The organism is Vibrio sp. D404a, from assembly GCF_030248535.1.
Taxonomy (GTDB): Bacteria; Pseudomonadota; Gammaproteobacteria; order Enterobacterales; family Vibrionaceae; genus Vibrio.
In genome coordinates this window covers 1-25,920 of the sequence record NZ_JAHGAJ010000002.1, presented here as the reverse complement: position 1 = coordinate 25,920, position 25,920 = coordinate 1, and the positions used below count along the sequence as shown (strand labels likewise).

Here is a 25,920-nt window from a genome sequence, read left to right as displayed (position 1 = left end):
CCATCTACAATTCATTACTTGGAGGTCGCATGGCCTCCACTTCTAACGCATCAGGGCAACCTAATTCTCTTTCTGAGCATCAAAGTCAGGCGCAAAACGTACGTCTATGTCAGGGTTGCGAACTGCCCGTCGATAAGACCGATGTTCCTAATGGCAAAACCGCCTATTGCCCTCGTTGTGGCACACAACTCTATCGTGGCGGCTCTCCTAGCCTGTCGGGCAATTTAGCCATCGCGGTTACTTGCCTGCTATTGTTCATCCCTTCGCACTTTTTTGACTACATCAGTATCCGTCTTATTGGCGTAATGATACCGGCGACGCTGCCTTCTGGTGTATTTACATTAATGGCCGAAGGTTTCCCTTTGTTGGGGCTTCTCATTTTATTCTGTAGCTCCATTGCTCCATTTTTGGTGTGTAGCTCAGTTCTGCTCGCGCACCTCTCATTAGATATGAAGTGGTTTGCGCCATTCCGCTATTCACTCGTGATTATCCAAACCCTAAAACATTGGATGATGCTGGATGTATTTCTAGTCAGTGTCGCCATCTCCTGTTTCAAGCTCCAAGATTACTCCGATATCTTTGTAGGCCCCGGTCTCATTGGTTTGCTCCTGTTGCAGCTTTTCAGTGTACTTTTGGTGAGCCGAATCAGTGTTCGTCGCTACTGGGAAGCATGGAAAGCGGAATCCGAGTTTGAATTTGCCGAACAGAAAAGTGTGCATTGCCATAACTGTCACCTTTCTCAACCTGAAGGTGAAAGCTGCGTGCGCTGTCACCATGAGCTTTATCACCGCAAGCCTTATTCGATTCAAAAGACGTGGTCATTACTGTTTGCGGCATCGGTTGCTATCATCCCAGCTAACGTGATTCCAATCTCTATATTGATCACCAACGGGCAGCGTTTAGAGGACACCATCTTTTCTGGGGTGGCTTCTCTGATCAACAGCGAGATGTACGGCATTGCAGCGATCATTTTTATTGCCAGTATCATCGTACCTGTCGCTAAGATTCTTGGGATTGCTTACATCCTTATTTGTATTCAAGTAAAAAGAACACTCTATCGCCGCCAACGCATGACCATCTATTTCGTTGTTAAATGGATAGGAAAATGGTCGGTCATGGACCTGTTTGTTATCTCAATCATGATGACACTGGTTGACCGCGGGCAGATACTCAACTTTACACCAGGATATGGTGCAGTGGCTTTTGGCATTGTCGTGGTACTTACCATGCTTGCTGCTGAAAGCTTAGATCCAAGGCTTATTTGGGATAACCACACCTCTAATGATGGGTCAGTGAATGAACAACAATAACCAATCACAAACGTCGTACTCACCTGAGATAAGAAAAAACAAAGGTATCTCGCCTTTGTGGATTCTTCCAATCCTGACCGTCGCTCTCGCCGGTTGGTTGGTGATGAAATCTATCCACGATGCTGGTCAGCGAGTCCAGATCTACTTCTCCGATGCCGCAGGCTTAGTCGCAGGTAGAACGACCATCCGCTATCAAGGCCTTGAAGTGGGTATGGTGCGCGACATTACGCTTTCAGAAGATCTAGAAAGTATCTATGTCGATGCAGACATCTATCCTGAAGCGAAAAAACTCCTCAATAAAGGCACTCGATTCTGGCTAGTTAAGCCGACTGCTAGTTTGTCTGGCATCTCAGGATTGGACGCATTAGTTTCTGGTAACTACATTGCGATTCACCCAAGTGAAACAGAGCAAGAGCCAGAAACAGTTTTCAAAGCTCTAGAGTCTTCCCCTTCTGACCTACTCGCTTCTGAAGGCTTAAACATCATGCTAACCGCGAAAGACCTTGGTGGTGTGTCTGTTGGCTCTCAAATCGTCTACCGTAAGATCCCGATTGGTGAAGTGTACAACTACCAGCTCAACGAGAGCGGTAAATCTGTGACGATTCAAGCTGCAATCAAAGGTGAGTACAGTCACATCATTACAGACCAAAGCCGTTTTTGGAATGTAAGTGGACTGGGCGCAAGCATTGGTTTCTCTGGTGTCGACGTGCGTTTAGAAAGCCTCAGTGCCCTGCTAGGAGGCTCAATTGCTGTAGATTCACCAGGAGAGGGTCAACCGGTTGAGATGAACAGCAAGTTCAAGCTCTACCCTGATCTCAAAACAGCAGGTCGCGGTATTTCGGTCAAAATAGCCGTGCCAGACGACAACAATATCAGCGCAACGGGTGCGCCGATCATGTATCGCGGTATCGAGATTGGCCAAATTACCGATCTGTCTCTAAGTAAAGGTCGCGAGAACGTCGTTGCATCCGCAGCAATTCAACCGGCATTCAGTGATTTCCTAAACTCTGGCAGTAAGTTCATTCTTGAAGAAGCAAAGCTCTCTCTAACGGGTGTAGAGAACATCGGAAATCTAGTCACTGGTAACTTCCTAACGCTAGTCCCTGGAGAGGGTGACAAAGCACGTCAGTTCACTGCCATCCGCAAACACGAATACAACCAACAGCAAGAGAAGTCGGTAGCGATTCGCCTGACGTCCAACAATTCGTTTGGTTTAGATGTGGGTACGAACCTTCTTTACAAAGGCATTGCCGTTGGCTCTATTATTGAAGTTGGGCTGGTAGATGGTGTTGGTACAGGTAGCGATAAGCACGAAGTGTATATGGATGCCTTAATTGACAACCAATACGCTCACCTAATCAAGGCGAACAACCGATTCTTCGTGACAGGCAGCGCAACAGCAGAGCTAACCGAATCGGGTTTGAGTGTGACTGTACCACCAGCAAAACAGCTGTTAACTGGCTCTATTAGCTTTGTCAGTGAAGGACAAGCCAAAGTTCAGCCTACCTATCAGTTGTTCCAAAGTAAGTCTCTCGCAGAGCTAGCGAAACTGAATCACACCGGTTCAAAAACCATTACTCTGTTTGCGAGCGAGTTACCCCCAATTTCTAAAGGCAGCCCAGTGCTGTACCGAAATCTTGAAGTCGGCACAATCTCTCAATTTCAGCTATCTGATGGTGGCGTAAAGATTCAAGCCAAGATCGAAAACCGCTACACACACCTAATCACAGAGCAAACGGTATTCTGGAATCGTTCAGGTGTGGAAGTTGACGCGTCGTTAGCTGGAGTCAACATCACAGCGGCACCAATGAAGACCTTAATTCAAGGTGGTATCGCATTTGATTCGCTGCCGGGTATCGACAATAAAATTGGCTCATCATGGAAGCTCTATGAAAACGCGAAAACTGCACGTAAATTTGGTCGAGCGATAGAGTTAACATCGAGTGGTGATATCGAAGTGGCGAAAGGGACACCAATCAAATACCAAGGCGTTACCGTTGGTGAAGTAACTTTGGTCGTGCCGAACTTCAAACGAAAAGGCATTGAGATTACCGCTCGAATTCTTCCTGAGTATGTTGAAAAAGTTGCCGTAGAGAACAGTCATTTTTGGCTAGCGAGCCCTGAGATTGGTCTTAACGGAATTAAGAATGTATCAGCGCTGCTGTCAAAACACATTAATGTCGAGCCCGGCTCTGGCAAACATACAAATAAGTTTGTGTTGACCGATGCGCCTGTTATCTCTCAAGGAAAAATCTTTGTTCTACAAAGTGAATCACGTGGTTCAGTCACGGTGGGTACCCCTATTCTGTTTCGTGAGTTAGAAATAGGATCGGTTATCGATGTGCGCCTCGGTGAGTTTGCCGATCGTATTATTTCGACTATACGTATCGATTCGGACTACGCGTATCTTGTTCGCGCGAACAGTGTATTCTGGAATGTCTCTGGCGTAGATGTCTCTATCGGTCTGTCTGGTGCAAACATAAAAGCTGGTACCGTAGAGAGCCTGCTGCGTGGTGGGATTACTTTTGCCACACCACCAACAGACACCTTGCAACCTGTCGCAGCGGCAGACCAGTCTTTCTATCTGTACCCACAAGCGGAAGATGACTGGAAAACATGGCGTACTGCGATTCCAAAGCCTTAATTCTCCAGTAGGCACCTGATAGAACAATAATTAAACGCAAATGCAGCCAATAGGCTGCATTTTTATTATCTAAGCCAATTGTGGTTTAGCCCTCAACCATTTTGCTTTAAACTTGTCGCATTCAAGTCACAGCTGAGATTTCCCTTTGCACGCTAACGTCTATATTCCTGAAGAGTTTCTTACCCATATTGAAACCTTTATGCCTAGTCATTTGGACATGGCTTCATTCATCGAATCCTGTCAAAAACCACTGCGAAAAAGCATTCGTGTTAACACTCTGAAAATCAGTGTTGAAGATTTCTTGCTACGCGCCGCAGATAAAGGCTGGGAGTTGGAAGCCGTGCCTTGGTGTGAAACTGGTTTTTGGATCACGGCTGATGAAAGCGTTGTGCCTCTTGGTAATACATCTGAGCACATGTCTGGGCTATTCTATATTCAAGAAGCCAGCTCTATGATGCCACCTTCCGCCCTATTTTACGGTAATGAAGAGTATTCAGCGGTATTGGACACCGCAGCAGCCCCTGGCTCTAAAACTACCCAAATCGCCGCCTTAATGAATAATGAAGGTGTATTGGTCGCCAACGAATACGCCGCAAGCCGCGTTAAAGTACTTCACGCGAATATCGAACGTTGTGGTGTGCGTAATGCTGCCCTCAGCAACTTTGATGGACGAGTATTCGGTGGTTGGCTTCCTGAGACATTTGACGCTGTTCTGCTCGATGCTCCATGTTCTGGCGAAGGTACCGTTCGTAAAGACGCTGACGCGATGAAAAACTGGACCTATGACTCAGTGGTTGATATTGCGAATACGCAAAAAGATCTAATCGAGAGCGCTTTTCACGCTTTGAAGACTGATGGTGTATTGGTGTATTCAACTTGTACCCTTAGTACCGAAGAAAACCAACAAGTTTGCCAACACCTAAAAGATACCTTTGGTGATGCCGTTGAGTTTGAATCTCTTGAAGGTCTGTTCGAAAACGCAAAAGCGACACTCACTGAAGAAGGCTTTCTGCACATTTTCCCGCAAGTGTACGACTCTGAAGGCTTCTTTGTTGCTCGCATCCGTAAAGTGGCACCCGTCGAGCCACCTAAAGTGAAAAAGCGAATGGGTAAGTTCCCGTTTGAAAAAGCCTCTAACAAAGTACAACAAGAAGTGGGTTCTCAGTTAGAAGCTGCACTGAACGTCGCTCTACCACAAGATTCTCAAGTATGGCTGCGTGATAAAGATGTATGGCTATTCCCGGCTGCGCTCGAGCCAATGATTGGTGAGCTGCGTTTCTCTCGTATGGGTATCAAGATTGCCGAAACTCACAAGAAAGGCTATCGCTGGCAACACCAAGTAGCGACATCATTAGCAACGGGTAACGAAGCCAACGTCGTTGAGCTATCCATTGAAGATGCCCGTGAATGGTTTATGGGACGTGACGTTCGCCCAGCCGATTTGTCTGGTAAAGGCGAAGTGTTGGTTAAGTTCGAAGGCGCGATTATTGGACTCGGCAAGTGGGTTGGCAATCGCATCAAAAACGGACTGCCTAGAGAGCTCGTTCGAGATAAGAATCTATTCTAACACTCCGTCTTGAATCCAATAAAAAGCCCGTTAATACGATAATCAATATGTCGTGTTAACGGGATTTTTGGTTTCCGAGTACGCCGAATCTGATAACTCATATAGACAAAATTAAAATGCATCAAGTTGCTTTAATATTAAAACTATAAATAAATATCTATGCTTTTAAAGGGAATTAAATCGCTATTTAGCCAAACTCGTCTAAACTATAGCTATCAGACAGATAAATAGCGCTGTAAGCGTCGGCTCCTAGGAGCCCTTTCCCCTAAGCCCGGACAGGAACGTTTGGGCTTTTTTTTATTTTATGTTGTCTAAAAGAAAGGAGCATAAATATATGCTCCTTCTGATTCGATACGGCTTAATTAATTCACTGACATCAGCACTATTTAACTAAAGTAATGCCTTCTTTATCAATCGAGATTTTACCTGCTTTGTAAAGGCCACCGATCGTTTTCTTAAATGTACCTTTACTAGTACGGAAAGCAGAGAAGATAGCATCAGGTGAAGACTTATCATTCAGCGGTAAAAAGCCGCCTTTTTTCTCGAGTAGGTCTAGGATCTTAACGCTTAGGTCGTCCATCTTCGCCACACCGACTTTCTGCAAAGAAAGGTCAATCTTGCCGTCTTCTTCACGAATGTTCTTGATGTAACCTTTCAACGTTTTACCGATGAAAAGCTTGCCGATAACGTCTGACGGGAAAATCATACCCCAGTGCTCGCCGTTTACGATCGCTTTGTAACCCAGTTGGCTACGCTCAGCAATAATAAGGTCTACTTGCTGATTACGCTTGTAGTTTGCTGGCGTGTTATCTAGTAGCTTATTGAACTTCGTTGTACCAACGATACGACTAGACGCTTTATCAATGTAAACATAAACAAGGATAGATTGGCCTTCATGTAGACGGCCACGTTGCTCGCTAAATGGTACTAGTAGGTCTTTACCTTTGATGCCCCAGTTAACGAATGCACCTGTGCTGTTCACACCCTCAACTTGCATTAGACCCCACTCGCCCACTTGCGCGATTGGTGTTTCTGTCGTTGCTGCAACTTGATTGTCTGAATCGATGTAAAGTAGCACATCTAATTTTTGACCAATTTCAACGCCTTCAGGAGTAAATTTCTTTGGTAGCAACACGGTTCCATAGTCGCTTGCGTCAAGGAATACACCGAAATCTGCCTGTTTTACTACTTCTAAGTTGTTTATTTGACCAATATTAATCATCAAAATTGTCTCTACATTAAATTTGGCAGAGATTATACGTGATCTCTGTTATGCTTTCGCTAATTTCATTCATATTTTTACATTAGAGGAACTTTCGTTGATCACCGTTGATAAACAAGACGCGATTACACTAAAAATAAACCATGCAATGGCCAAGACAAAAAAGCTCGACATGGATGTGTATCTCTTTGTTCCCGGTGAGCTCGGCCTAACGCCAGAGGTTCTCTCTGAGAGTGCATTCTTCTACAGTTCCATCACTCAGAAACGTGCCTATTACAGTGATAAGACACTGTTGCCTCTCGTTCACAGTCGCCTTGCAAAACGAGGACGCCTGTCGACAACACAATATCGTGTCAGCCTAAGTTTGTTCGCATATCAGTATGTTATTGCTTTGGATAAAGCGGTATCTAGCTTAAATAAGAATGATGGTGACACGGTCACTTCAGATGAAGTAGACGAAGTTATTGAGCTCGCACTCGACATCCTAAAGAAACTTCGCCGAAGCATTCCATATGAAGAAAACCTAAAACGTTACTACGCTAACATCGATAATTATCTCTCTTGGTACACCGAGCAGAAATTCTTATCCTTGGTTTCACACATGCCGCGAAGCTCAGAATATTCGACCATCAAAGAGCGTTTGATTGCCCTTTGTGAGAAAGAGACGGCGCACCGCAAGCTCAATCGCTATAACTCGACTAAGGTTCGTGAAGACGTCACACGGCTCAGTAATAAAATGCGTTTATTACGCCGACTCATTGAGCACCCTATCGTTCTTCAAGAGAAAACCGTCTCGATGGGCAATAACGTAAAGCGAGCGGTAAAAGGTATCGCTACGGGTTTGGTGATGGTGTTTGTAACCACCACCGTGATTCTTGCGCGTGACTTCCTTGGCGAAATTACCGCGTCCTTTATTGTCGCTATGTCATTTATCTACGCGTTACGCGAGATATTTAAAGATGATCTACGTGATATTCTTTGGCGTTGGATTCGTAAAGGGAAACCTAAGTGGAAACGCCGTTATCTGGATCCTACAACCAAGAAAGTCGTTGGACACAAGTTAGAGTGGCTCGACTACACCAGTTTTTCGAAGCTTGCAGATCGTATTCAAGCGATACGTAAAAAGCGTGTTGTACAGCGCGAGGAACAAATCCTTCATTATCGCTCACACACAGAAATGTCGACATCAACTTTCATGAGTGGTTACGAAGAGACACGCGAGACGCTCTCTATCAGCCTAAGAGCATTAACTCGTTTGATGGATAAGGGTTCTAATAAAGTCTATCGTTTGAATGAAGGTCAGGTCAGTCGAGAGTCGGTCGAGAAACGTCATCTGCTCAATTTGATCATCAAAGAGAACAATCACGATAGCGAGCCGACATACTATCGTTGGAAAATCGTGATGAACCGTTCGAAGATAGTGGATATTGAAGAGATCACTCAAGTCTAACGCTCACCTTTACGTGACCGGGTCACTTAAAGGAAGTCTTACTCGAGTTCAAAATATAGAGGTCAGCTTAACGGCTGACCTTTTTAATAGAGAGCGTTAAAATAAACTCAGCCATAGGCTCATCACCGTGCAGAGTTGGACATGTCGCGACAATAGTAACGGGTTGATTAACCCTTTCACCGGTTTTCATCGTCTCTGCCAACATATCGTTAATCAGAGCGCCATCACGACACGTAAAATGCACATCCCCTTCTGGTCTTTTCAGAAACTGGCCATTCACTCCCTTAAAAGCCAAAGAGATCTTTTCGCCTTGTTGCTGAGACTTACTCATCGCAAGGAAACCACCGGCCACATCCGCCCCTACTGCTAATACACCAAAATACATGCTATTGAGGTGGTTTTTCGTCCTTCTTCTCAAGGGAATTTTTACTTCGACATGGGTATCATCTAACGCCAACAGTTTTGGTCGACATAACCAAATCAAAGGCACTTTAAAAAAACCAAACATGTTGAGATAAAAATTTGCTTTCTGAAGTGGTGATAACATTGCTGCGTCCTAGCTTTATAGTTGTCTGACCAGTTAACCTAACGCGCGTTTGAATGTCAAAAAAATGTTACAAAAAAGAGAGCTAACGTTACTCATCCCGTAATTCAACTCGTTTCAATGAATCTCACCTTGAAGTACGCCCCAAGCAAACTGATAAATCTAAGAATATTGCCGATATCCGAGATAACTTTGACCTAAGGGAGTTTATTCCTCCGATTAATTCCGTTATCTTTACTGCTTCGCAATAGAATAAAAAGCTATCACATGCCATTAAAAACTGATGAGTTGAGAACCCAAGCACTTGGGCCAATGCCAACTCCTGCCGAATTAGGCAACGCACACCCAATCACTGACGACGTTGCTGAGCGCATTGCAAACTCTCGCCGCCAAATCGAAGACATCCTCACTGGACGCGATGACCGTCTACTGGTCATCGTTGGCCCTTGCTCTGTGCACGACACGGATGCGGCTTTGGATTACGCTGAGCGTTTAAGCAAGATTCAAGAGCAATACAAAGACGAACTGTTCGTTGTAATGAGAACGTACTTTGAAAAGCCACGTACTGTTGTGGGTTGGAAAGGTCTTATTACTGATCCAAATCTAGACGGTTCTTACGCACTAGAAGCGGGCCTAAACAAAGCTCGTAAACTCCTGCTTGATATCAACAAGCTTGGTCTGGCAACAGCCACTGAATTCCTTGATATGATTACAGGCCAGTACATTGCCGACCTGATCACTTGGGGCGCAATTGGTGCACGTACCACTGAGTCACAAATTCACCGTGAGATGGCGTCTGCTCTGTCTTGCCCTGTTGGTTTTAAAAACGCGACTAACGGCAACATCAAGATCGCTATCGACGCTATCCGTGCTTCACAAGCCTCTCACTACTTCTACTCGCCAGATAAAAATGGTCGCATGACTGTTTACCGCACTTCTGGTAACCCATACGGTCACGTTATCCTACGTGGTGGTGATAAAGGTCCTAACTTCGACGCTGAGTCTGTTGATCAAGCATGCCAACAACTGGCTGAGTTCGATCTGCCACAACGTCTTGTTGTCGACTTTAGCCACGCTAACTGTCAGAAACAACACCGTAAACAACTTGATGTTGCTAAAGACATCTGTGAGCAGATCAACTCTGGTAAGAATCAAATCGCAGGTATCATGGCTGAGAGCTTCATTGAAGAAGGCAACCAGTCGATGAAAGACATCAACAACTTAGAGTATGGCAAATCAATCACTGATCCATGTCTAAGCTGGGACGATACAGCGAGCATGCTTGAACTGCTTGCAACTGCAATTAAAGATAGAAACTTAGCTTAAGGAATTAACCATGCCTTCATTTGATATTATCTCTGAGATCGAAACCGTTGAACTGCGCCACGCGGTAGACAATGCAAACCGCGAACTTGCGACACGTTTCGACTTCCGTGGTGTTGAAGCAAGCTTTGAATTCAAAGATGAAACAGTAAAACTGTCTGCAGAGCACGACTTTCAACTAAAACAGCTTCGTGACATCCTGCGTGGTAACTTAACCAAACGTGGTGTTGATGTGTCAGCGATGGAATCTCAAAAAGCAGAACAATCTGGTAAGTACTGGCACCAAACGGTTATCTTTAAGCAAGGTATCGAAACACCTGTAGCTAAGAAGATTGTTAAGCTTATCAAAGACAACAAGATCAAGGTTCAAGCGGCTATCCAAGGCGAGAAAGTTCGTGTAACAGGTAAAAAACGTGACGACCTTCAAGCTGTAATGGCACTGGTTCGCAATGGTGAACTTGGTCAACCATTCCAGTTTGATAATTTCCGCGACTAATATTAATTTAGCCGTATAAAAAAGCCTCAATGTCTAATCACATTGAGGCTTTTGTGTTTCTATATGACTGTGATTTCAGTCATAGCGTAGTCGAGTAATAAAGCTTAAAGGCTTCGCCCTGACGCCAACTTAACATCACTACCGATAAGCAGGTTAAATTCGACGCTACTTGGAGGCACAAAAACACACACTCGCATGTTCTCGCTACGAGCCTTCATCAACTTGGTAGACAGGTCTCCACTGTCTTTGAACTGCTCACGTTCAGCATCACGTCGACACAAGTCTACATATTCGAACGGGCAATCTGCTGGATATAGAACAAGTTCCGCTTCTTGCATCAGACGCAGTGCTTTCATGGAGAGTAACTCGACGTCAGACTCAAACTCGATCCAAGTCACCTGCCCTTGCGAATCTACCTCTTCTTTTAACGACTCCTGATAGAATGCTTCAAGTTCTTCTCGCTCTGTAATGCGCTCTATACGTGATGAAGATAAAAAGCGCTCCCAGAACTTACGACGCTCATCGACAGTTGGGTACGTTTCTTTAATAGAGTTACGTTTTGACGCACCAAAATCAGCAAGTAGACCCAAGTTCTGCGGTAGCAAACTCTCGAACTTTTCGCGAATATTGCGAACTAAAACCGGAGACGCTCCACCACTGGAAATAGCAATCTGAATTCTTCCTCGATTGATCATCGAAGGAGTAATAAAGTCACAATATGGCTGATCGTCGACCACATTTACCAAAATACCCATTTTTTTTGCATCACTATGCACTTGATGATTCAGTTCTGGATTGTCAGTTGTCGCCCATACTTGAAGATATCGTTTTGATAACATCTGTGATGAGTAAAAATTTTGTACCCAGTGCAATTTATTTTCATCTATCAACTGCTTTAAATATGGTTCAACCTTCGGTGATATAAGGGTTACATCGCCACCGGCTCGAAGCAAACTATCGACTTTTCGACAAGCAACTTCGCCACCACCCACAACCAAAATCGGTTTGTTTTCGATGTCTAAAAACATTGGAAAGTAACGCATTTTCTTCCTTGAGACCTCTTAGATAACTATTCATGCATGCTACCAAATTTGGGGCATATTCCTAGGTGCATTTGCATAATTAAAATAATATTTCACCAAATTTCACATTTTCTTAAGGTTAAAATTTCGACAGAAAATCGCCTAAACAAAATATTCAGCTAGGCAATTGAGAAATTAAAAACCTAAATCCCGTTGCACCAACAGTGTGAGCCCTTGCACTATTTACATTCATATAACATTTGGTCATTCTAAATGTGTCCGGATTTGTGATTTCTCTCAAAAATCTTTTTAAATTATACATTTGAGAAACTGCAAATCCTTTCCTAACCTTATAAACAGTTGTTTAAATCGCACACAATATCATTTGCAAAATGCGAATACCGATTTAAACAGCCACGCTTAAAGGTAACAAAAACAAGCAACACAGCAAGCACAACACAATCGAGCACGTGTATCAGGTGTCACCTGGTTAAACAAGGAAGGATACAAATGACAAATAAACTAACACTTCTTGCTTCAGTAGTAGCTGCATCAACTGCAATGATGGCAACATCTGCATCAGCGGCAGAAAGCACTCTGGACAAAGTCACATCTCAAGGCTTCTTAACTTGTGGTGTAAGTACAGGTCTTCCAGGGTTCTCTAACCCTAACTCAAAAGGTGAATGGGAAGGAATTGATGTTGAGTATTGTCAAGCTCTTGCAGCTGCTGTACTCGGTGATAAGACGAAAGTTAAATACGTTCCTCTAACAGCAAAAGAGCGTTTTACTGCTCTACAATCTGGCGAGATCGACGTTCTGTCACGTAACACAACATGGACGCTGCATCGTGATACAGCACTTGGTCTTAACTTCGTAGGTGTTAACTACTACGATGGTCAAGGCTTTATGGTTAAGAAAGACCTTGGCCTAACAAGCGCTAAAGAACTAGACGGCGCATCGGTATGTGTTCAGTCTGGTACAACAACAGAGCTTAACCTTGCTGATTACTTCCGTAATAACGGCATGTCTTACAAGCCAGTGGTATTTGATACAGCTGCACAAACATCTAAAGGTTTCGATGCAGGTCGTTGTGATGTTCTTACAACAGACCAATCAGGCCTATACGCTCTTCGTCTAAACCTAGCAGATCCTAAGTCTGCTGAAGTACTTCCAGAAATCATTTCTAAAGAGCCTCTTGGCCCTGTTGTTCGTCAAGATGACGACAAATGGTTTAACGTTGCTAAGTGGACACTGTCTGCAATGATTAACGCAGAAGAGTACGGTATTTCTTCAAAGAATGCTGACGAGATGCTGAAATCTAAAGATCCAAACATCAAGCGTATTCTTGGTGTTGATGGCCCTAAAGGTAAAGGCCTAGGTATCCGTGATGACTGGGGTTACCAAGTTATCAAACAAGTGGGTAACTATGGTGAGAGCTTCGAGCGTACTGTTGGTACAGGTTCTCCGCTTCAAATCTCTCGTGGTGTAAATGCGTTATGGAATGCGGGCGGCTTTATGTACGCTCCACCAATCCGTTAATAGCACACGACGTGATTACTTGTTCGTGACCGTTGCTGTCTCTCTGATATAGAGCGATGGCAACAATTCGAAAATGAATTATTGAGTAACACGATTTAGGGCGGGTTTCCGCCCTAACTGTTAAATGGATTTGAGGTTATTGCAGTATGAAACCTAACAACACTCTTACTCCTTCCCAGGAAAAACCCGAAGCGAAAAGTGCCAATCTGTTATACAACCCGACCTTTCGATCTGTGGTTTTTCAGATCATCGCCATTGGAGCACTTGGCGCCTTCTTCTACACTATCGTAAATAATGCCCTTACCAACCTAGAAGCCCGCGGCATTGCCACTGGTTTTGATTTTCTAACCCAAGAAGCCGGGTTTGGTATCGGACTTACTCTCGTCGAATATGACGAAACCTTTTCCTATGGTCGAACTTTCGTTGTCGGCTTATTAAACACCGCGTTAGTATCTGTACTTGGTATTGTCTTGGCAACCGTTCTTGGCTTCAGTATGGGTGTCGCTCGTTTGTCATCTAACTGGCTAGTGAGCCGATTTGCCGCGGTTTACATTGAAATTTTCCGAAATATCCCACTACTACTTCAAATCTTCTTTTGGTATTTCGCCGTTCTTCAAGCCCTTCCATCGGCTCGTCAAAGTCTGAGCCTAGGTGAAGCTATCTTTCTGAACGTACGTGGCCTTTACTTACCTGCTCCGGTTCTGGAGCAAGGTAGTAGCATCGTTATCGCTGCTCTGATCGCCGGTATCGTGGCAACGTTCATCATCAATATTTGGGCGAACAACAAACAGAAGCTAACGGGACAACAGACGCCGATGCTTCGAATTGCTCTCAGCTTAATCGTTGGTTTGCCTCTGGTTGTGTATTTTGTTCTAGGTATGCCTATTTCAGCGGAGTACCCTGAACTGAAAGGCTTTAACTTCAGAGGTGGTATCAGCATCATCCCTGAGCTCGCCGCTCTTGTTTTGGCTCTCAGTATCTATACGGCATCTTTCATCGCAGAGATCGTTCGTTCTGGTATTAATGCGGTTAGCCATGGTCAAACAGAAGCAGCGATGTCTCTTGGTTTACCACGCTCTCGCACATTAAAGCTGGTTATTATCCCTCAAGCATTGCGAATCATCATTCCACCGCTGACTAGCCAATACTTAAACCTCACCAAGAACTCCTCGTTAGCAATGGCCATCGGCTACCCTGACTTAGTTTCTGTTTTTGCAGGTACAACTCTCAACCAAACCGGTCAAGCAATCGAGATCATTGCCATGACCATGGGTGTATACCTAACGCTAAGCTTATTGACCTCCGCGTTAATGAATATCTATAACCGTAAAGTAGCATTGGTGGAGAGATAATATGAGCACACATCAATTTCAACCGGATCTTCCGCCTCCCGCGAATACCGTTGGTGTCGTTGGTTGGTTAAGAAAGAATCTCTTCAATGGACCAGTGAACAGTGTTGTGACCGTTGTTTTAGGTTACATCGCCTTTTCACTTCTTTGGACAACCTTTGATTGGGCTTTCCTAAACGCCGATTGGGTAGGTACAACACGTGACGCTTGTACCAGTGACGGTGCATGTTGGGTATTCATCAGCGTGCGTTGGGATCAGTTTATGTATGGCTTCTACCCTGAAGCTGAACTTTGGCGCCCTCGCCTTTTCTACGCAACGTTAGCGATCTTTGTAGCCTTACTCGCTTACGAAAAAACACCTAAGCGTACGTGGATTTGGTTGTTCTTCGTAAACATTTACCCATTCATCATCGCAGCCCTGCTGTACGGCGGTGTATTTGGCCTAGAAGTTGTTGATACACACAAATGGGGTGGTTTACTTGTTACGCTTATCATCGCATTAGTGGGTATTGTGGTGTCACTTCCGATTGGTGTAGCTCTAGCACTTGGCCGTCGTTCTGAAATGCCGATCATTCGCAGTATCTGTACTGTGTATATCGAAATTTGGCGTGGTGTACCGCTGATTACCGTGCTGTTCATGGCATCGGTAATGTTACCGCTGTTCCTGACAGCAGGTTCTGAAACCGATAAGCTTTTCCGTGCGTTGGTAGGTGTGGTTCTATTTAGTGCGGCCTACATGGCAGAGGTAATTCGTGGTGGTCTACAAGCAATTCCTAAAGGCCAATATGAAGCTGCAGATGCACTTGGTCTAACCTACTGGAAAAAAATGGGACTGATTATTCTTCCTCAAGCGCTGAAAATCACTATCCCTTCAATTGTGAACACATTCATTGGCTTGTTTAAAGATACCAGTCTTGTACTTATCATCGGTATGTTCGATGTACTGGGTATTGGTCAAGCAGCGAATACCGACCCTGAGTGGTTAGGCTTCGCTACAGAAAGTTATGTATTTGTCGCGTTAGTGTTCTGGGTGTTCTGTTTCGGCATGTCGAGATACTCGATATGGCTAGAGAACAGACTTCACACCGGTCACAAACGATAGTTAATAAGATCAAGGACGTATTATGACGCAACAACTAAACCCAGAATCTCAAGAGTTGATGATTGAACTTAAAGACATGAACAAGTGGTACGGTGAGTTCCACGTTCTTAAAAACATCAACCTAGAAGTTAAGAAAGGCGAGAAAATCGTTATCTGTGGGCCTTCAGGCTCAGGTAAATCAACGATGATTCGTTGTATCAACCGATTAGAAGAGCACCAAAAAGGACACATCTTTGTTTCAGGTAACGAACTGACTGAAGATCTAAAAAACATCGAGGCCGTTCGTAAAGATGTAGGCATGTGTTTTCAGCACTTTAACCTCTTCCCTCACCTCACGGTATTAGAGAACTGTACTCTAGCCCCTATTTGGGTGAAGAAGATGCCGAAGGAAGAAGCTGAAGCCATTGCGATGAAATACTTGGAGCGTGTAAAGATCCCTGAGCAAGCGGACAAGTTCCCTGGTCAGCTCTCTGGTGGTCAGCAACAACGTGTAGCGATTGCACGTTCATTGTGTATGAACCCGCAAGTCATGTTGTTTGATGAGCCAACGTCGGCACTCGATCCTGAGATGGTTCGTGAGGTACTAGACGTAATGGTGGAGCTTGCCGAAGAAGGTATGACCATGTTATGTGTAACGCACGAGATGGGCTTTGCGAAAGAGGTAGCAGACCGAGTTATCTTTATGGATGCGGGTGAAATCATAGAAGAGAACAATCCTGTCGACTTCTTTGAAAACCCACAATCAGATCGAACTCAAAACTTCTTGAGTCAGATCCTGCACCACTAACGTTCGTATCTATCTAACAGGGCAGCTATTTTTGCTGCCCTTTCTATTTTAGAGGATAAGATACCGTCGCACAGTTACATTGTGTTACACCTTGAAAAACACTTAACTCTCTATTTTGATTATCATTTTAAGTAGACAAATTTAATGAAAGGCTTGATTTTTCGAACTTTCAGCCCCATAAATGTACTAATAACTATTGATATCACCTTACGAGGAAGATTATGAACAGCCCTATGTTTTCTCGCACAGCCTCTCAAGAGAGCGCTCTGCAAACCAACAAAGTACTGCGTAACACCTACGCGCTACTTTCAATGACATTACTTTGGTCTGCTGTTGTAGCAGGCGTTTCGATGGCGATGAACCTACCTCGCCCTGGCCTAATCATTATGCTGGTTGGTTTCTACGGTCTACTTTTCCTAACAGAGAAGAACCGTGATAACAGCATGGGTCTAGTATTTACATTCCTATTTACTGGTTTCCTAGGCTACACAATCGGTCCAATTCTAAACATGTACGTTGGTGCAGGCATGGGCGATGTTGTCCTAACGGCACTGGGCGGTACGGCGCTAGCATTCATGGGTGCTTCTGCATACGCTCTAACAACAAAACGTGACCTATCATTCCTTAACGGCATGCTAATGGCTGGTTTTGTTGTTCTTCTTGTAGGCATGGTAGCAAACATCTTCCTACAGATGCCTATGCTATACCTTGCGATGAGCGCGATGTTCATTTTGTTCTCAACAGGTGTGATTCTTCTGACAACTCAGAACATCATCCGTGGTGGTGAGACAAACTACATCTCAGCAACGGTTAGTCTATATGTTTCTATCTACAACATATTCATCAGCCTACTGAGCATCCTAGGTATCATGGGCAGCGACGACTAATTACTTCGTCACACCCTGATACTTCAAAGCCCAAGATTCGTCTTGGGCTTTTTGTTTTCTATTCGCTATTATTTGTTGGGAAACACTGCTGAGTAATGTACCCTACGCAGCTGATTGATATGACTCTGGATTAAACATGTTTGAATATAACGGGAAACAAATCGAAACCGACGCTCAAGGCTACCTTCTAGACCACACACAGTGGGAAGAAGGCATGATTGAAATCCTAGCAAATGATGAAGGCATCGAGTTGACTGAAGCTCACCTAGAAGTTGTTCATTTCGTTCGTAACTTCTACGAAGAATTCAACACATCACCAGCCGTTCGTATGCTTGTAAAAGCAATGGAAAAAGCTCATGGCCCTGAAAAAGGTAGCAGCAAGTATCTGTTCAAGCTGTTTAAAAAAGGCCCAGCAAAGCAAGCCACTAAACTAGCTGGCCTTCCTAAGCCTGCAAAGTGCCTCTAAGAAGACCGTTACTCTTAGCCTCTTAGCTTTGGCTTTTATAAGATTTGTCTCATGAAAACGTTAGGTTTTGTAACCTTTCTCATCACAGTCTTTAGCTCATTTAGCTTTCAAGTGAAAGACACAAACTAAAGAACTTGAAAATAGGTGCTGTTGGTATCATCAATCAAAATACCAGCAGCATTTTGCTCTTCTACACGCTCTACTCTCGCAGTGTCTGGGCCTTTATGAAGCCAGACATACAACTCTTCTATATCCGCATTATCTCCAACGGCGAGCACTTCTACGTCACCATTGTTTAAATTCTTTGCGTAGCCAGTTAGCCCTAGATCCAATGCTCTTATTCGTGTCGTGTATCGAAAGCCAACACATTGAACATGACCTGTTACCAGAAATATACGATGGGAACGATCCATAACATTGCCTCATAATTTATTTGGGTGATATAGTTGATAAATCTATTCATCTACCCTGTTGGGTGGAATTATTTGAGCACCATAAATATGAAAGAAATCCCTTTCCGTTGGATTGATAAATATCTAATCCACCTAAAGATTCAAGAAAAATTCTACCTACTTTTTTTACTTCCTGTTATCGCTCTTGTTATCTTGACCCTTGTTCTCGACAGTGCTGCAGATGCACTCTTAGTTCACCTATATCAAGATGAAATGATGCTGATGAAGGGCCTGATTGAAGCTGGCCAACTGTCTCGAGAACAAGTCGCGCAGCTAATCAGTCAGTCAGACACCATCTCTCTAGGCTTTGGCGAAGGTGCTGTCCCAGTAATGAATGGCGCATTTAGCTTAGTTGCTAACCATGATCAGAACCTTTGGTCTGCTTTATCAACGACACAAGTTACCATCATAGGCATTACGCTAACGTTGATTGCTTTAGGTGTTTACTACATCATGACCTTTATCGGCGGTGCGATGTTCTCAATGAATAAAGCACTAAACACCCTAGCTGATGGTGATTTAACTTGTCGCATGAACTACTTCCCGGTTCGTGACGAGTTCAGTGAAATCGCGATTACTATTGATAAAGTAGCAGACCGTGAGCAAAAGATGGTGCTTTCGATTCAAGAGTCTGTTGCGCTAATGCAGCAGATCAGCTCTGATCTCAACCAATCTACACAGCACAGTTCAGATATTTCAGGTGTACAACAAGAACATTTGAATGGCCTAGCAAGTGCTACAGAAGAGATGGCATCAACTATTCGCGAAGTGGCTAACTTGGCACATGAGTCAAGTACTCAAACAATGGACGCTCATGGTGTAGCGGAGAGCGGTCAGCACAAGGTATCGAACACGCTTGCCTCTATCTCAAACCTCTCTCAAGAGATCCAATCTGCCTCTCAAGCGGTAGAAGAACTAGACGCAAACGCGGCTCAAATTGATGAGGTGGTTACCACAATCAACGCCATTTCAGAGCAGACTAACCTACTTGCACTCAATGCAGCGATCGAAGCTGCGCGTGCTGGTGAACAAGGTCGAGGATTTGCCGTAGTTGCTGACGAAGTTCGTGCCCTAGCCGGCCGTACGCAACAAGCGACCGTTGAAATACAAACCATGATTGAAGCGCTGCAACGTAATAGCCAGTCACTGACCAAACTAATGGAAGTCACGGTAAACAATGCTAACGAAGGTCAAACGTTGATGTCAGAAGTTAACGTCGAAATTGGTTCACTTGCAGAGAAAAACCAATCTATCTCGGATAGCAGTACTCAGATTGCTACGGCTGCTGAAGAGCAAGGTGTGGTTGCGGACAACATCGCACAGAGTGTTGAAGAGATTCGTAACCAGTCAAACAACATTTGCGACATGATCAGTAAGAGTAACGCGAACGTTGACCAACTTCGTCAGCAAAGTGACTCAATGGAAGGATTATTAACGGGGCTTAAAGCCTAAGAGTAATAATCTCGATGATTAGGGCCGCTTTTGTGGCCCTTTTTTGTATCTAACGTCTTTGGTGTTTGATTTTGCCTATCGCTTCCCTGACAATACACCACCTTCGAATTCAAACAATCAGAGTAAACTATGACTCCATCGATTCAACTAGTAAAAGGCCGTGATAAATCGTTACGCCGTAAACACCCGTGGGTATTCTCTCGTGGTATTGACAAAGTAACCGGCGAACCACAACTCGGTGAAACAGTCGACGTTTTCGCAAGCAACGGGCAATGGCTAGCAAAAGCAGCCTACTCTCCTGCTTCTCAAATTCGAGCTCGTGTTTGGACGTTTGAAAAAGAAGATATCAATAAAGCATTCTTCGTAAAGCGCATCAAAGACGCGCAAATGCTTCGTGAAGACATCATTGTTCGTGATGGTCTTACTGGATATCGATTAATTGCTGCAGAATCCGATGGTTTACCGGGTATCACTATTGATAAATACCAGAACTTTCTAGTCTGCCAACTTCTGAGCGCAGGCGCCGAATACAACAAACCGGAGCTAGTAGAAGCTCTAGTAGAGTGCTTCCCTGATTGTAACGTTTATGAACGTTCTGACGTTGCGGTTCGCAAGAAAGAAGGACTAGAACAAACGGTCGGCGTACTCCATGGTGAAGAGCCACCTAAATCTGTTGTAATCGAAGAGAACGGCGTAAAAATCAGCGTAAACATTGTTGAAGGCCATAAAACAGGTTTCTACCTAGACCAACGCGATAGCCGTAAAGAATCAATGAAGTATGTAAAAGACAAAGAAGTTTTGAACTGCTTCTCTTACACCGGCGGTTTCGGTCTATACGCACTTAAGGGCGACGCAAAGCGCGTGATCAATGCTGACGTTTCACAGCTTGCTTTAGACACGGCTAAGCACAACGCTGAATTAAACGAGTTCGATATTTCAAAAAAACGTGCTGTATTTTTAAATGCAGACGTATTTAAACTACTGCGTGAATACCGTGACCAAGGCACCAAGTTCGATGTTGTGATCATGGACCCACCAAAGTTCGTTTCTAGCAAAAACAATCTAACATCAGGTGCAAACGGCTACAAAGATGTAAACATGTTAGCGATGCAGATCCTTAAGCCAGGCGGTACGCTACTCACTTACTCTTGCTCTGGTCTAATGGGCACTGACCTGTTCCAAAAAATCATTGCAGACGCAGCAATCGATGCTGGTCGCACTGTTAAGTTTGTTGAGCGTTTTGAACAAGCTGCCGACCATCTAACAGATACTGCTTACCCAGAAGGCTTCTACCTAAAAGGTTTTGCTTGTAAGGTTCTTTAGTTCTTTAGTTCTTTAGTTCTTTAGTTCTTTAAGCAGGGCAAAGCTCGTTAAAGTATCAAGTAAAAAGGGTCACCGTTTGGTGACCCTTATATTATCTAATGACGTTAGCTATCAGTGTATTTCAAACCATCTTGATTAAATAGATAATCTGTTAACTCTGAAGAAGTGACATTGTTAAACTCAATCGTCATAGACTCGCCACCTTTATCAATGGTTAGTGCTGCGCCACCATTGCCGTTATCAGTAATCAAACCTTCGATATTGTTTAGCAGCGCAGTAACATCATCTGTCTCTAGGTCAGCCAACAGCTCAGATAGGTCAAGCTTGTCTCCATCTGCCACACTGAAATCAGTAATGGTATCGGAAGAGCCATCGTCCATGTCTACCCACTTGAAGATATCTTCGCCTTCACCACCGGTAAGAATGTCATCACCCAATCCTCCAATCAGTGTATCGTCACCACCTTGACCATAGAGGATATCGTCGCCTAGACCGCCGACAACGGTATCATCTCCACCACGCGTATCGCTATCAGCGTTAAACAATTCATGGTTGCTCTTGATGTACTCATAAACTTCCATATCTGTAGGTTCTGCACCATTCACCATCTGCAAGAAGGTCGTTAATGCTTCGATGCCAGAGCCATCCGGTAATGAATCTGGGCGAGTTAGGCCCTTCTCATCCCATGGTAAGTTGTCAGTATTAATAACATCAGCAAACAAGATGTCGTTGCCTTCGCCACCGCTTAGGTCATCATTACCTACAGGTAGTAGTGTGATTTCGTTACTGCCTTCTTCGAGTGCAGCATCTAAATCTTGGCTTGATTGAACGATCTCTACGTTACCGGTCGAACTAGAAACCGTCTTAATTGCAAAGTTGTCTAGGTATACGTCTGCAGTGTAACCGCTTTGATCTTCGTAAACAGAAAGCACAAGCTGGTATTTACCCTCATGGAGTAGATCGGTTTCAATCGAACCAGTGCCACTTCCAGATGAAACATTTACCCACGACAAGGTCTGCTCATCATACTTCTGAACCACCCAGTTGAATGAATCACCACCGCCAAAGCTGTTACCCTGTGACGCATCAAATGTCAGTACTGAAGCTTCACCGTCAGCGACAACAAATTCAGGGCTTGTCATCGATGCCGAGCTTGAAGTGTCACTAGGGTCAGTCAACAAGATACTTGAATCCGTGAGCTCCGCCGTGCCGCCAGAAACCGTAAAGTTACCTAAGCTCCACGCTTCACCTGTGCTCGAACTAAAGTTTGCTAGTGGCGTTGTCGTTGAAGAATAGGTGTATGCAGAACCATTCTCGTTGGCAAAATGCTCTAGTATTTCAGAGTCAATTCCGTCACCGATACCGATTGTTCTTACTTTTGACACTTCTGCCAGTTCATCAAAAGCAGAAACGGAGTCCGCGAATTCGTCAAACTCTGTGGTGGAGCCACCACTACTAGAGTTGTTCGAGACCGTTGGTTTACCATCAGTTAAGAAGAAAGTTAAGTTTTCATAGCTCGATGGTTGATCATCATCTTCAAACCAACCCTTAGCAGAAATGAATGCATCCTGATAGTTGGTTGCACCATCAGCGGTCAAAGCATTAATGGCCTCGTTAACAGTTTGGTCTAAATCCGACTCCTCTAGGTCCTCTATGTCTATTTGTATACTCGCACTAGCCTCAAAACCAATCAACGCCAGATTAATAATACCAGGGTGAGATGCAATATCAGCCAGCATAGCAATGAGTGATGCTTTGACCACATCTAACTTAGATTGGCTACTATTGCTGTTCAGAGCATCTTTCATACTTCCTGATGTATCAACCACTAAAGCAATATTGTAGTTGGTTGGTGCAACAGAGTTATCGATAACGCCACCACTGTCACCAAGCAGCACATCATCACCGTCAAAACCAATGATCGTGTTTGCTGCATTCATATCACTACTTGGCGTAACGATTGTGCCGGTTTGAGTGTCGGCGAACACCTCTGAGTCTAATGGTTGACCCTGATTATCCACCTCTTGAGCACCTGCTGTAACAGTTAGTACTGGTGTAGTGTCAACTGGGGCTTCTACAATTACAGTTAACTTACCATCATCATCGAGTTCTGATGGTTCAATAACCCAAGTACCATCAGCTTGCTTAGTACCAATAGAGAGTGTCACATCTGATGGGACATCACTCACTACCAGAGAGCTCACTTGTTCGCTGCCATCATTGTCGTTTAAGTCGACATCAATGTTTAACTCATAAACTTCTGCCACTTTAACTAGGTTACCGCTTTGAACTTCAAATTTACCATCAGAAAAGTACAACGCTTCTATGCTGTAGAAATCATGGTTAGCATTACCAGTACCCGTATGGGTTAAGCGGAAATCGGGAGCTCCTACTGTACTAAAGGTGTAATCCGTACTTTCGCCAGCTAGATACGCTACATCATTACCTGAACCACCATAGTACGTTGTACTCGTTGAAGCGCTACGAGAAATAAGAACATCATCGCCAGATTCTCCAGTATCATCACCCAACAGGTTAATGCTTGTTGATGCATCTGCACCACCAACCAAAATGTCACTACCGTCACCACCTTGTAGGTTTTCAGAAACAACGCCAAGACTGCCATCATTACCTACAATGATGTCATCGCCTTCTCGACCAAGTACCTGCATATGATCACCGCTACTGTATACAACAGTATCATTGCCGCCGAGAGCATCAACCCAAGCGCTACTCGTAGTCTCAAGATGGTTGTCCGCACCGTCAGCAGTTGGATCTATTGCCTTATTCGCCAAATTAGATGCGATGTTTGAAACAATAGAGTCTGCAATATTCCCACTTGCCGTCGCTAAATCTGCGCTAACGGTTAATCCATTACTAATAGGAGTTACTGTCGTCGTTACTGTTGCTGTATCAGTCAAACCGTCATTATCGATAATCGTGTAGCTAAAGGAAGCAGTGCCAGTAACGCCTGAGTTTGGTGTAAACGATATCTCTCCAGTATTGGCATCATACACAACCACACCGTCGGTAGAGCTAAACCCGTCAGATACAAGAGTGAATGTATCGCCTGTATTCGGGTCGTAATCATTAGCTAACAGAAGCGACGAATCTACGGTTAGAGCTTGACCCTCTTGTACTAAAAGCAAGTCACCAATCAGTGGGAAGTCATTGAGATCATGTTCACCATTATTGTAGTTACCATTACTGTCTACAGTTCCCAAGTTGATATCTAAATTAGCCGAGCCGCCTTGGTCCCAATAAACCACTTCTATAGAATGGTAACCGTCGCTAACGATATTAAATGAATCATGTAACGTCGTCGTAGAGGACTGGTTTTGGTCTACAGTCGCAACTGCCACACCATCAATTAAGATCGTGTAGCCATCATCAGCTGTAACTTTAAACGCATAGTCACCAGCTTCTAGATAGACTGATCCACTCATCTGAACAACGCCGTCAGTGTGATCGCCTACTGTACCTTCAACGGAGCTAGAGTCATTATTTAGGAAGTCCTCAAATTGACTTTGAGAGCTTAAGCCGTTGTTATTACCATTCAGCGTATAGTTGATATCTTTTGCTTCAAATGTAAGGTCAGCATCTTTGCTAGCAATAACATCTAACGCGTCTTGGACGGAGTCGATGTTGCCATTAACGCTGTCATTGGAACTGTAGTAGTAACCAGACAAGCCACCGAATACAGATACTGTGTCGTCTTGAGCAACTGGATTAGCATTCGTTGTATTTGGTGAGATCGTAAGTTGAGCAACTTCGTCACTAACGAGACCGCTTGAATCAACAGATTGATAATCGATCTCTTCAGAGAGTTCTGCACTAACAACATCTACACCCTTAAGAGTAATGTTAGAATTTCGGTCAGGGTTATCAGAACCATCCTGAGTAGTGAATACTCTTAATTCAGTAAACCCTTCATCAACTTGGATGTTAACTGTTGCATTCCCGTTGTTATCGATAATTAGTCCGTTTTCACCAGACTCATCACTATCAAAGAAGAACGTACCAACAACATTACCAGCTTCATCAAGCGCGATAACTTCAATTCGACCACCGGCGTTGTTATTAGCGTTGTAATTACCGTAAACACTACCAAAATCGATATTCGCTTCAGTAATAGAGGCACCTGTCGCAGAGTAATCAATTGAGATGTACTCTTGTGAACCACCACTAATTACATCGAGTTCGCCACTGGTCGATGTTGCACTCTTCGAAACACCAAAACCGTCCTCTTGGTTATTGCTGTCGTAAACAAGGTACGACGGTGTATTGTCGATATTGTCTGCTGTCGGTGCCGAACCATCGTATAAACCAGCACTAATAACCACACTACCCTGTAAGTAGCTGACGCTACTCGTACCGTTGCCAACCTGATTTTGGAAAGCACTTGCCACGAAGTCCAAATTATCAACAGCATTCTGATCCTGTTCATACTCGATTTCAGCATCACTACTGATGATATCGCCAGCATTAATTAGTACTTTGCCACCGCCACTTACGTCGTAAAGATTACCAAATAGAGGCTCTTCAAGAATCTTCACATCAACCGGCGTTCCGGAAGCGTCATCCTCCTCATCACCAACATTATCTTGACTACCCGATTGACCACCATCAAACGTAAAGAACGCTTCATCTTGATTGTCTAGGGTTACTGAGAAGTCAGTTGCGGTTGGTTTGTCGTTAAATATTACTTGCACAGTATCGCTGACATCGAGAACTTCAAAATTACCACCTGTAAAGCTGTCAACATTAAGAACTAAATCGTCTGATACAATAAACGGTGTTGACGTCACTTCATCGCCCGCCACGTAATCGGTGCCGAACGTGATCGTCGCGCCATTGTCCAGCGTCACCACAAGCTCGGTTTCTGGCGTGTGGTCTAGCGTCGCGGTAATGCTCGCCTGACCTGTAGCACCATTCACACTTACGTCATTTAACAGTAACATCACAATGTCGCTGTCATCGCTGAT

General features: G+C 44.2%; 19 protein-coding genes. 14 read left to right on the top strand and 5 right to left on the bottom strand.

Annotation, left to right across the window (positions count from 1 at the left end; genetic code table 11):
• The first annotated feature begins 29 nt into the window (after positions 1-29).
• From KI655_RS00555 to rsmF, 3 genes are all read left to right on the top strand, one after another.
• Positions 30-1,310, top strand: coding sequence for a paraquat-inducible protein A (locus KI655_RS00555; protein ID WP_285400773.1), 1,281 nt, complete (start codon positions 30-32; stop codon positions 1,308-1,310).
• Positions 1,297-3,954, top strand: coding sequence for an MlaD family protein (locus KI655_RS00550; protein ID WP_285400772.1), 2,658 nt, complete (start codon positions 1,297-1,299; stop codon positions 3,952-3,954). Before KI655_RS00555 ends, KI655_RS00550 begins: the two co-directional genes overlap by 14 nt.
• Before the next feature lie 145 nt (positions 3,955-4,099).
• A complete protein-coding gene (gene rsmF, locus KI655_RS00545) occupies positions 4,100-5,521 on the top strand; it encodes a 16S rRNA (cytosine(1407)-C(5))-methyltransferase RsmF (RefSeq protein WP_285400771.1) in 1,422 nt (473 codons plus the stop codon).
• Between the two features lie 382 nt (positions 5,522-5,903).
• On the opposite strand, the gene KI655_RS00540 is transcribed toward rsmF, so the two are convergent.
• Positions 5,904-6,743, bottom strand: a complete 840-nt coding sequence (locus KI655_RS00540; RefSeq protein WP_150895953.1) for a S1 RNA-binding domain-containing protein — start codon at positions 6,741-6,743, stop codon at positions 5,904-5,906.
• A gap of 97 nt (positions 6,744-6,840) precedes the next feature.
• On the opposite strand from KI655_RS00540, the gene KI655_RS00535 reads away from it, so the two are divergent.
• Positions 6,841-8,193, top strand: a complete 1,353-nt coding sequence (locus KI655_RS00535) for a hypothetical protein (RefSeq protein WP_285400770.1) — start codon at positions 6,841-6,843, stop codon at positions 8,191-8,193.
• 67 nt (positions 8,194-8,260) lie between these two features.
• Here the strand turns inward: KI655_RS00535 and KI655_RS00530 are convergent, their stop codons facing one another.
• On the bottom strand, positions 8,261-8,740 hold the full coding sequence (locus KI655_RS00530) for a PaaI family thioesterase (protein WP_285400769.1): 480 nt from the start codon (positions 8,738-8,740) through the stop codon (positions 8,261-8,263).
• Positions 8,741-9,004: 264 nt separating this feature from the next.
• Between KI655_RS00530 and KI655_RS00525 the strand changes: the two genes are divergently transcribed.
• Positions 9,005-10,063, top strand: coding sequence for a 3-deoxy-7-phosphoheptulonate synthase (locus KI655_RS00525; protein ID WP_285400768.1), 1,059 nt, complete (start codon positions 9,005-9,007; stop codon positions 10,061-10,063).
• 10 nt (positions 10,064-10,073) lie between these two features.
• On the top strand, positions 10,074-10,556 hold the full coding sequence (locus KI655_RS00520) for a YajQ family cyclic di-GMP-binding protein (protein WP_032549131.1): 483 nt from the start codon (positions 10,074-10,076) through the stop codon (positions 10,554-10,556).
• 104 nt (positions 10,557-10,660) lie between these two features.
• Here KI655_RS00520 and KI655_RS00515 read toward each other — a convergent pair whose 3' ends face one another.
• Positions 10,661-11,599, bottom strand: a complete 939-nt coding sequence (locus KI655_RS00515; protein ID WP_285400767.1) for a bifunctional precorrin-2 dehydrogenase/sirohydrochlorin ferrochelatase — start codon at positions 11,597-11,599, stop codon at positions 10,661-10,663.
• A gap of 489 nt (positions 11,600-12,088) precedes the next feature.
• On the opposite strand from KI655_RS00515, the gene KI655_RS00510 reads away from it, so the two are divergent.
• The 6 genes from KI655_RS00510 to KI655_RS00485 all read left to right on the top strand — a co-directional run bounded on the left by KI655_RS00510 (position 12,089) and on the right by KI655_RS00485 (position 17,708).
• Positions 12,089-13,117: an amino acid ABC transporter substrate-binding protein gene (locus KI655_RS00510; RefSeq protein ID WP_285400766.1), complete on the top strand. Its 1,029-nt coding sequence runs from the start codon at positions 12,089-12,091 to the stop codon at positions 13,115-13,117.
• A 146-nt stretch (positions 13,118-13,263) separates the two neighbouring features.
• Entirely contained in the window at positions 13,264-14,469 is a 1,206-nt protein-coding gene (locus tag KI655_RS00505) for an amino acid ABC transporter permease (protein ID WP_285400765.1), read from the top strand.
• A 1-nt stretch (position 14,470) separates the two neighbouring features.
• Positions 14,471-15,568 carry an amino acid ABC transporter permease gene (locus KI655_RS00500; protein ID WP_285400764.1) on the top strand — a complete coding sequence of 366 codons (1,098 nt, stop codon included), beginning with the start codon at positions 14,471-14,473 and terminating at the stop codon, positions 15,566-15,568.
• A gap of 22 nt (positions 15,569-15,590) precedes the next feature.
• Entirely contained in the window at positions 15,591-16,355 is a 765-nt protein-coding gene (locus KI655_RS00495; RefSeq protein WP_285400763.1) for an amino acid ABC transporter ATP-binding protein, read from the top strand.
• Between the two features lie 221 nt (positions 16,356-16,576).
• Positions 16,577-17,242, top strand: coding sequence for a Bax inhibitor-1/YccA family protein (locus KI655_RS00490; protein WP_285400762.1), 666 nt, complete (start codon positions 16,577-16,579; stop codon positions 17,240-17,242).
• A gap of 136 nt (positions 17,243-17,378) precedes the next feature.
• Positions 17,379-17,708: a TusE/DsrC/DsvC family sulfur relay protein gene (locus KI655_RS00485; protein ID WP_285400761.1), complete on the top strand. Its 330-nt coding sequence runs from the start codon at positions 17,379-17,381 to the stop codon at positions 17,706-17,708.
• A 125-nt stretch (positions 17,709-17,833) separates the two neighbouring features.
• Here KI655_RS00485 and yccX read toward each other — a convergent pair whose 3' ends face one another.
• A complete protein-coding gene (gene yccX, locus KI655_RS00480; RefSeq protein WP_285400760.1) occupies positions 17,834-18,121 on the bottom strand; it encodes an acylphosphatase in 288 nt (95 codons plus the stop codon).
• An 87-nt stretch (positions 18,122-18,208) separates the two neighbouring features.
• Here yccX and KI655_RS00475 point away from each other — a divergent pair, with 87 nt between their 5' ends.
• Positions 18,209-19,612: a methyl-accepting chemotaxis protein gene (locus tag KI655_RS00475; protein WP_285400759.1), complete on the top strand. Its 1,404-nt coding sequence runs from the start codon at positions 18,209-18,211 to the stop codon at positions 19,610-19,612.
• Positions 19,613-19,741: 129 nt separating this feature from the next.
• A complete protein-coding gene (locus KI655_RS00470; protein ID WP_285400758.1) occupies positions 19,742-20,935 on the top strand; it encodes a class I SAM-dependent methyltransferase in 1,194 nt (397 codons plus the stop codon).
• 104 nt (positions 20,936-21,039) lie between these two features.
• Here the strand turns inward: KI655_RS00470 and KI655_RS00465 are convergent, their stop codons facing one another.
• The gene (locus KI655_RS00465) at positions 21,040-25,896 is read right to left on the bottom strand and encodes an Ig-like domain-containing protein (RefSeq protein ID WP_285400757.1); all 4,857 of its coding nucleotides are present in this window, start codon (positions 25,894-25,896) and stop codon (positions 21,040-21,042) included.
• Between the last annotated feature and the right edge of the window lie 24 nt (positions 25,897-25,920).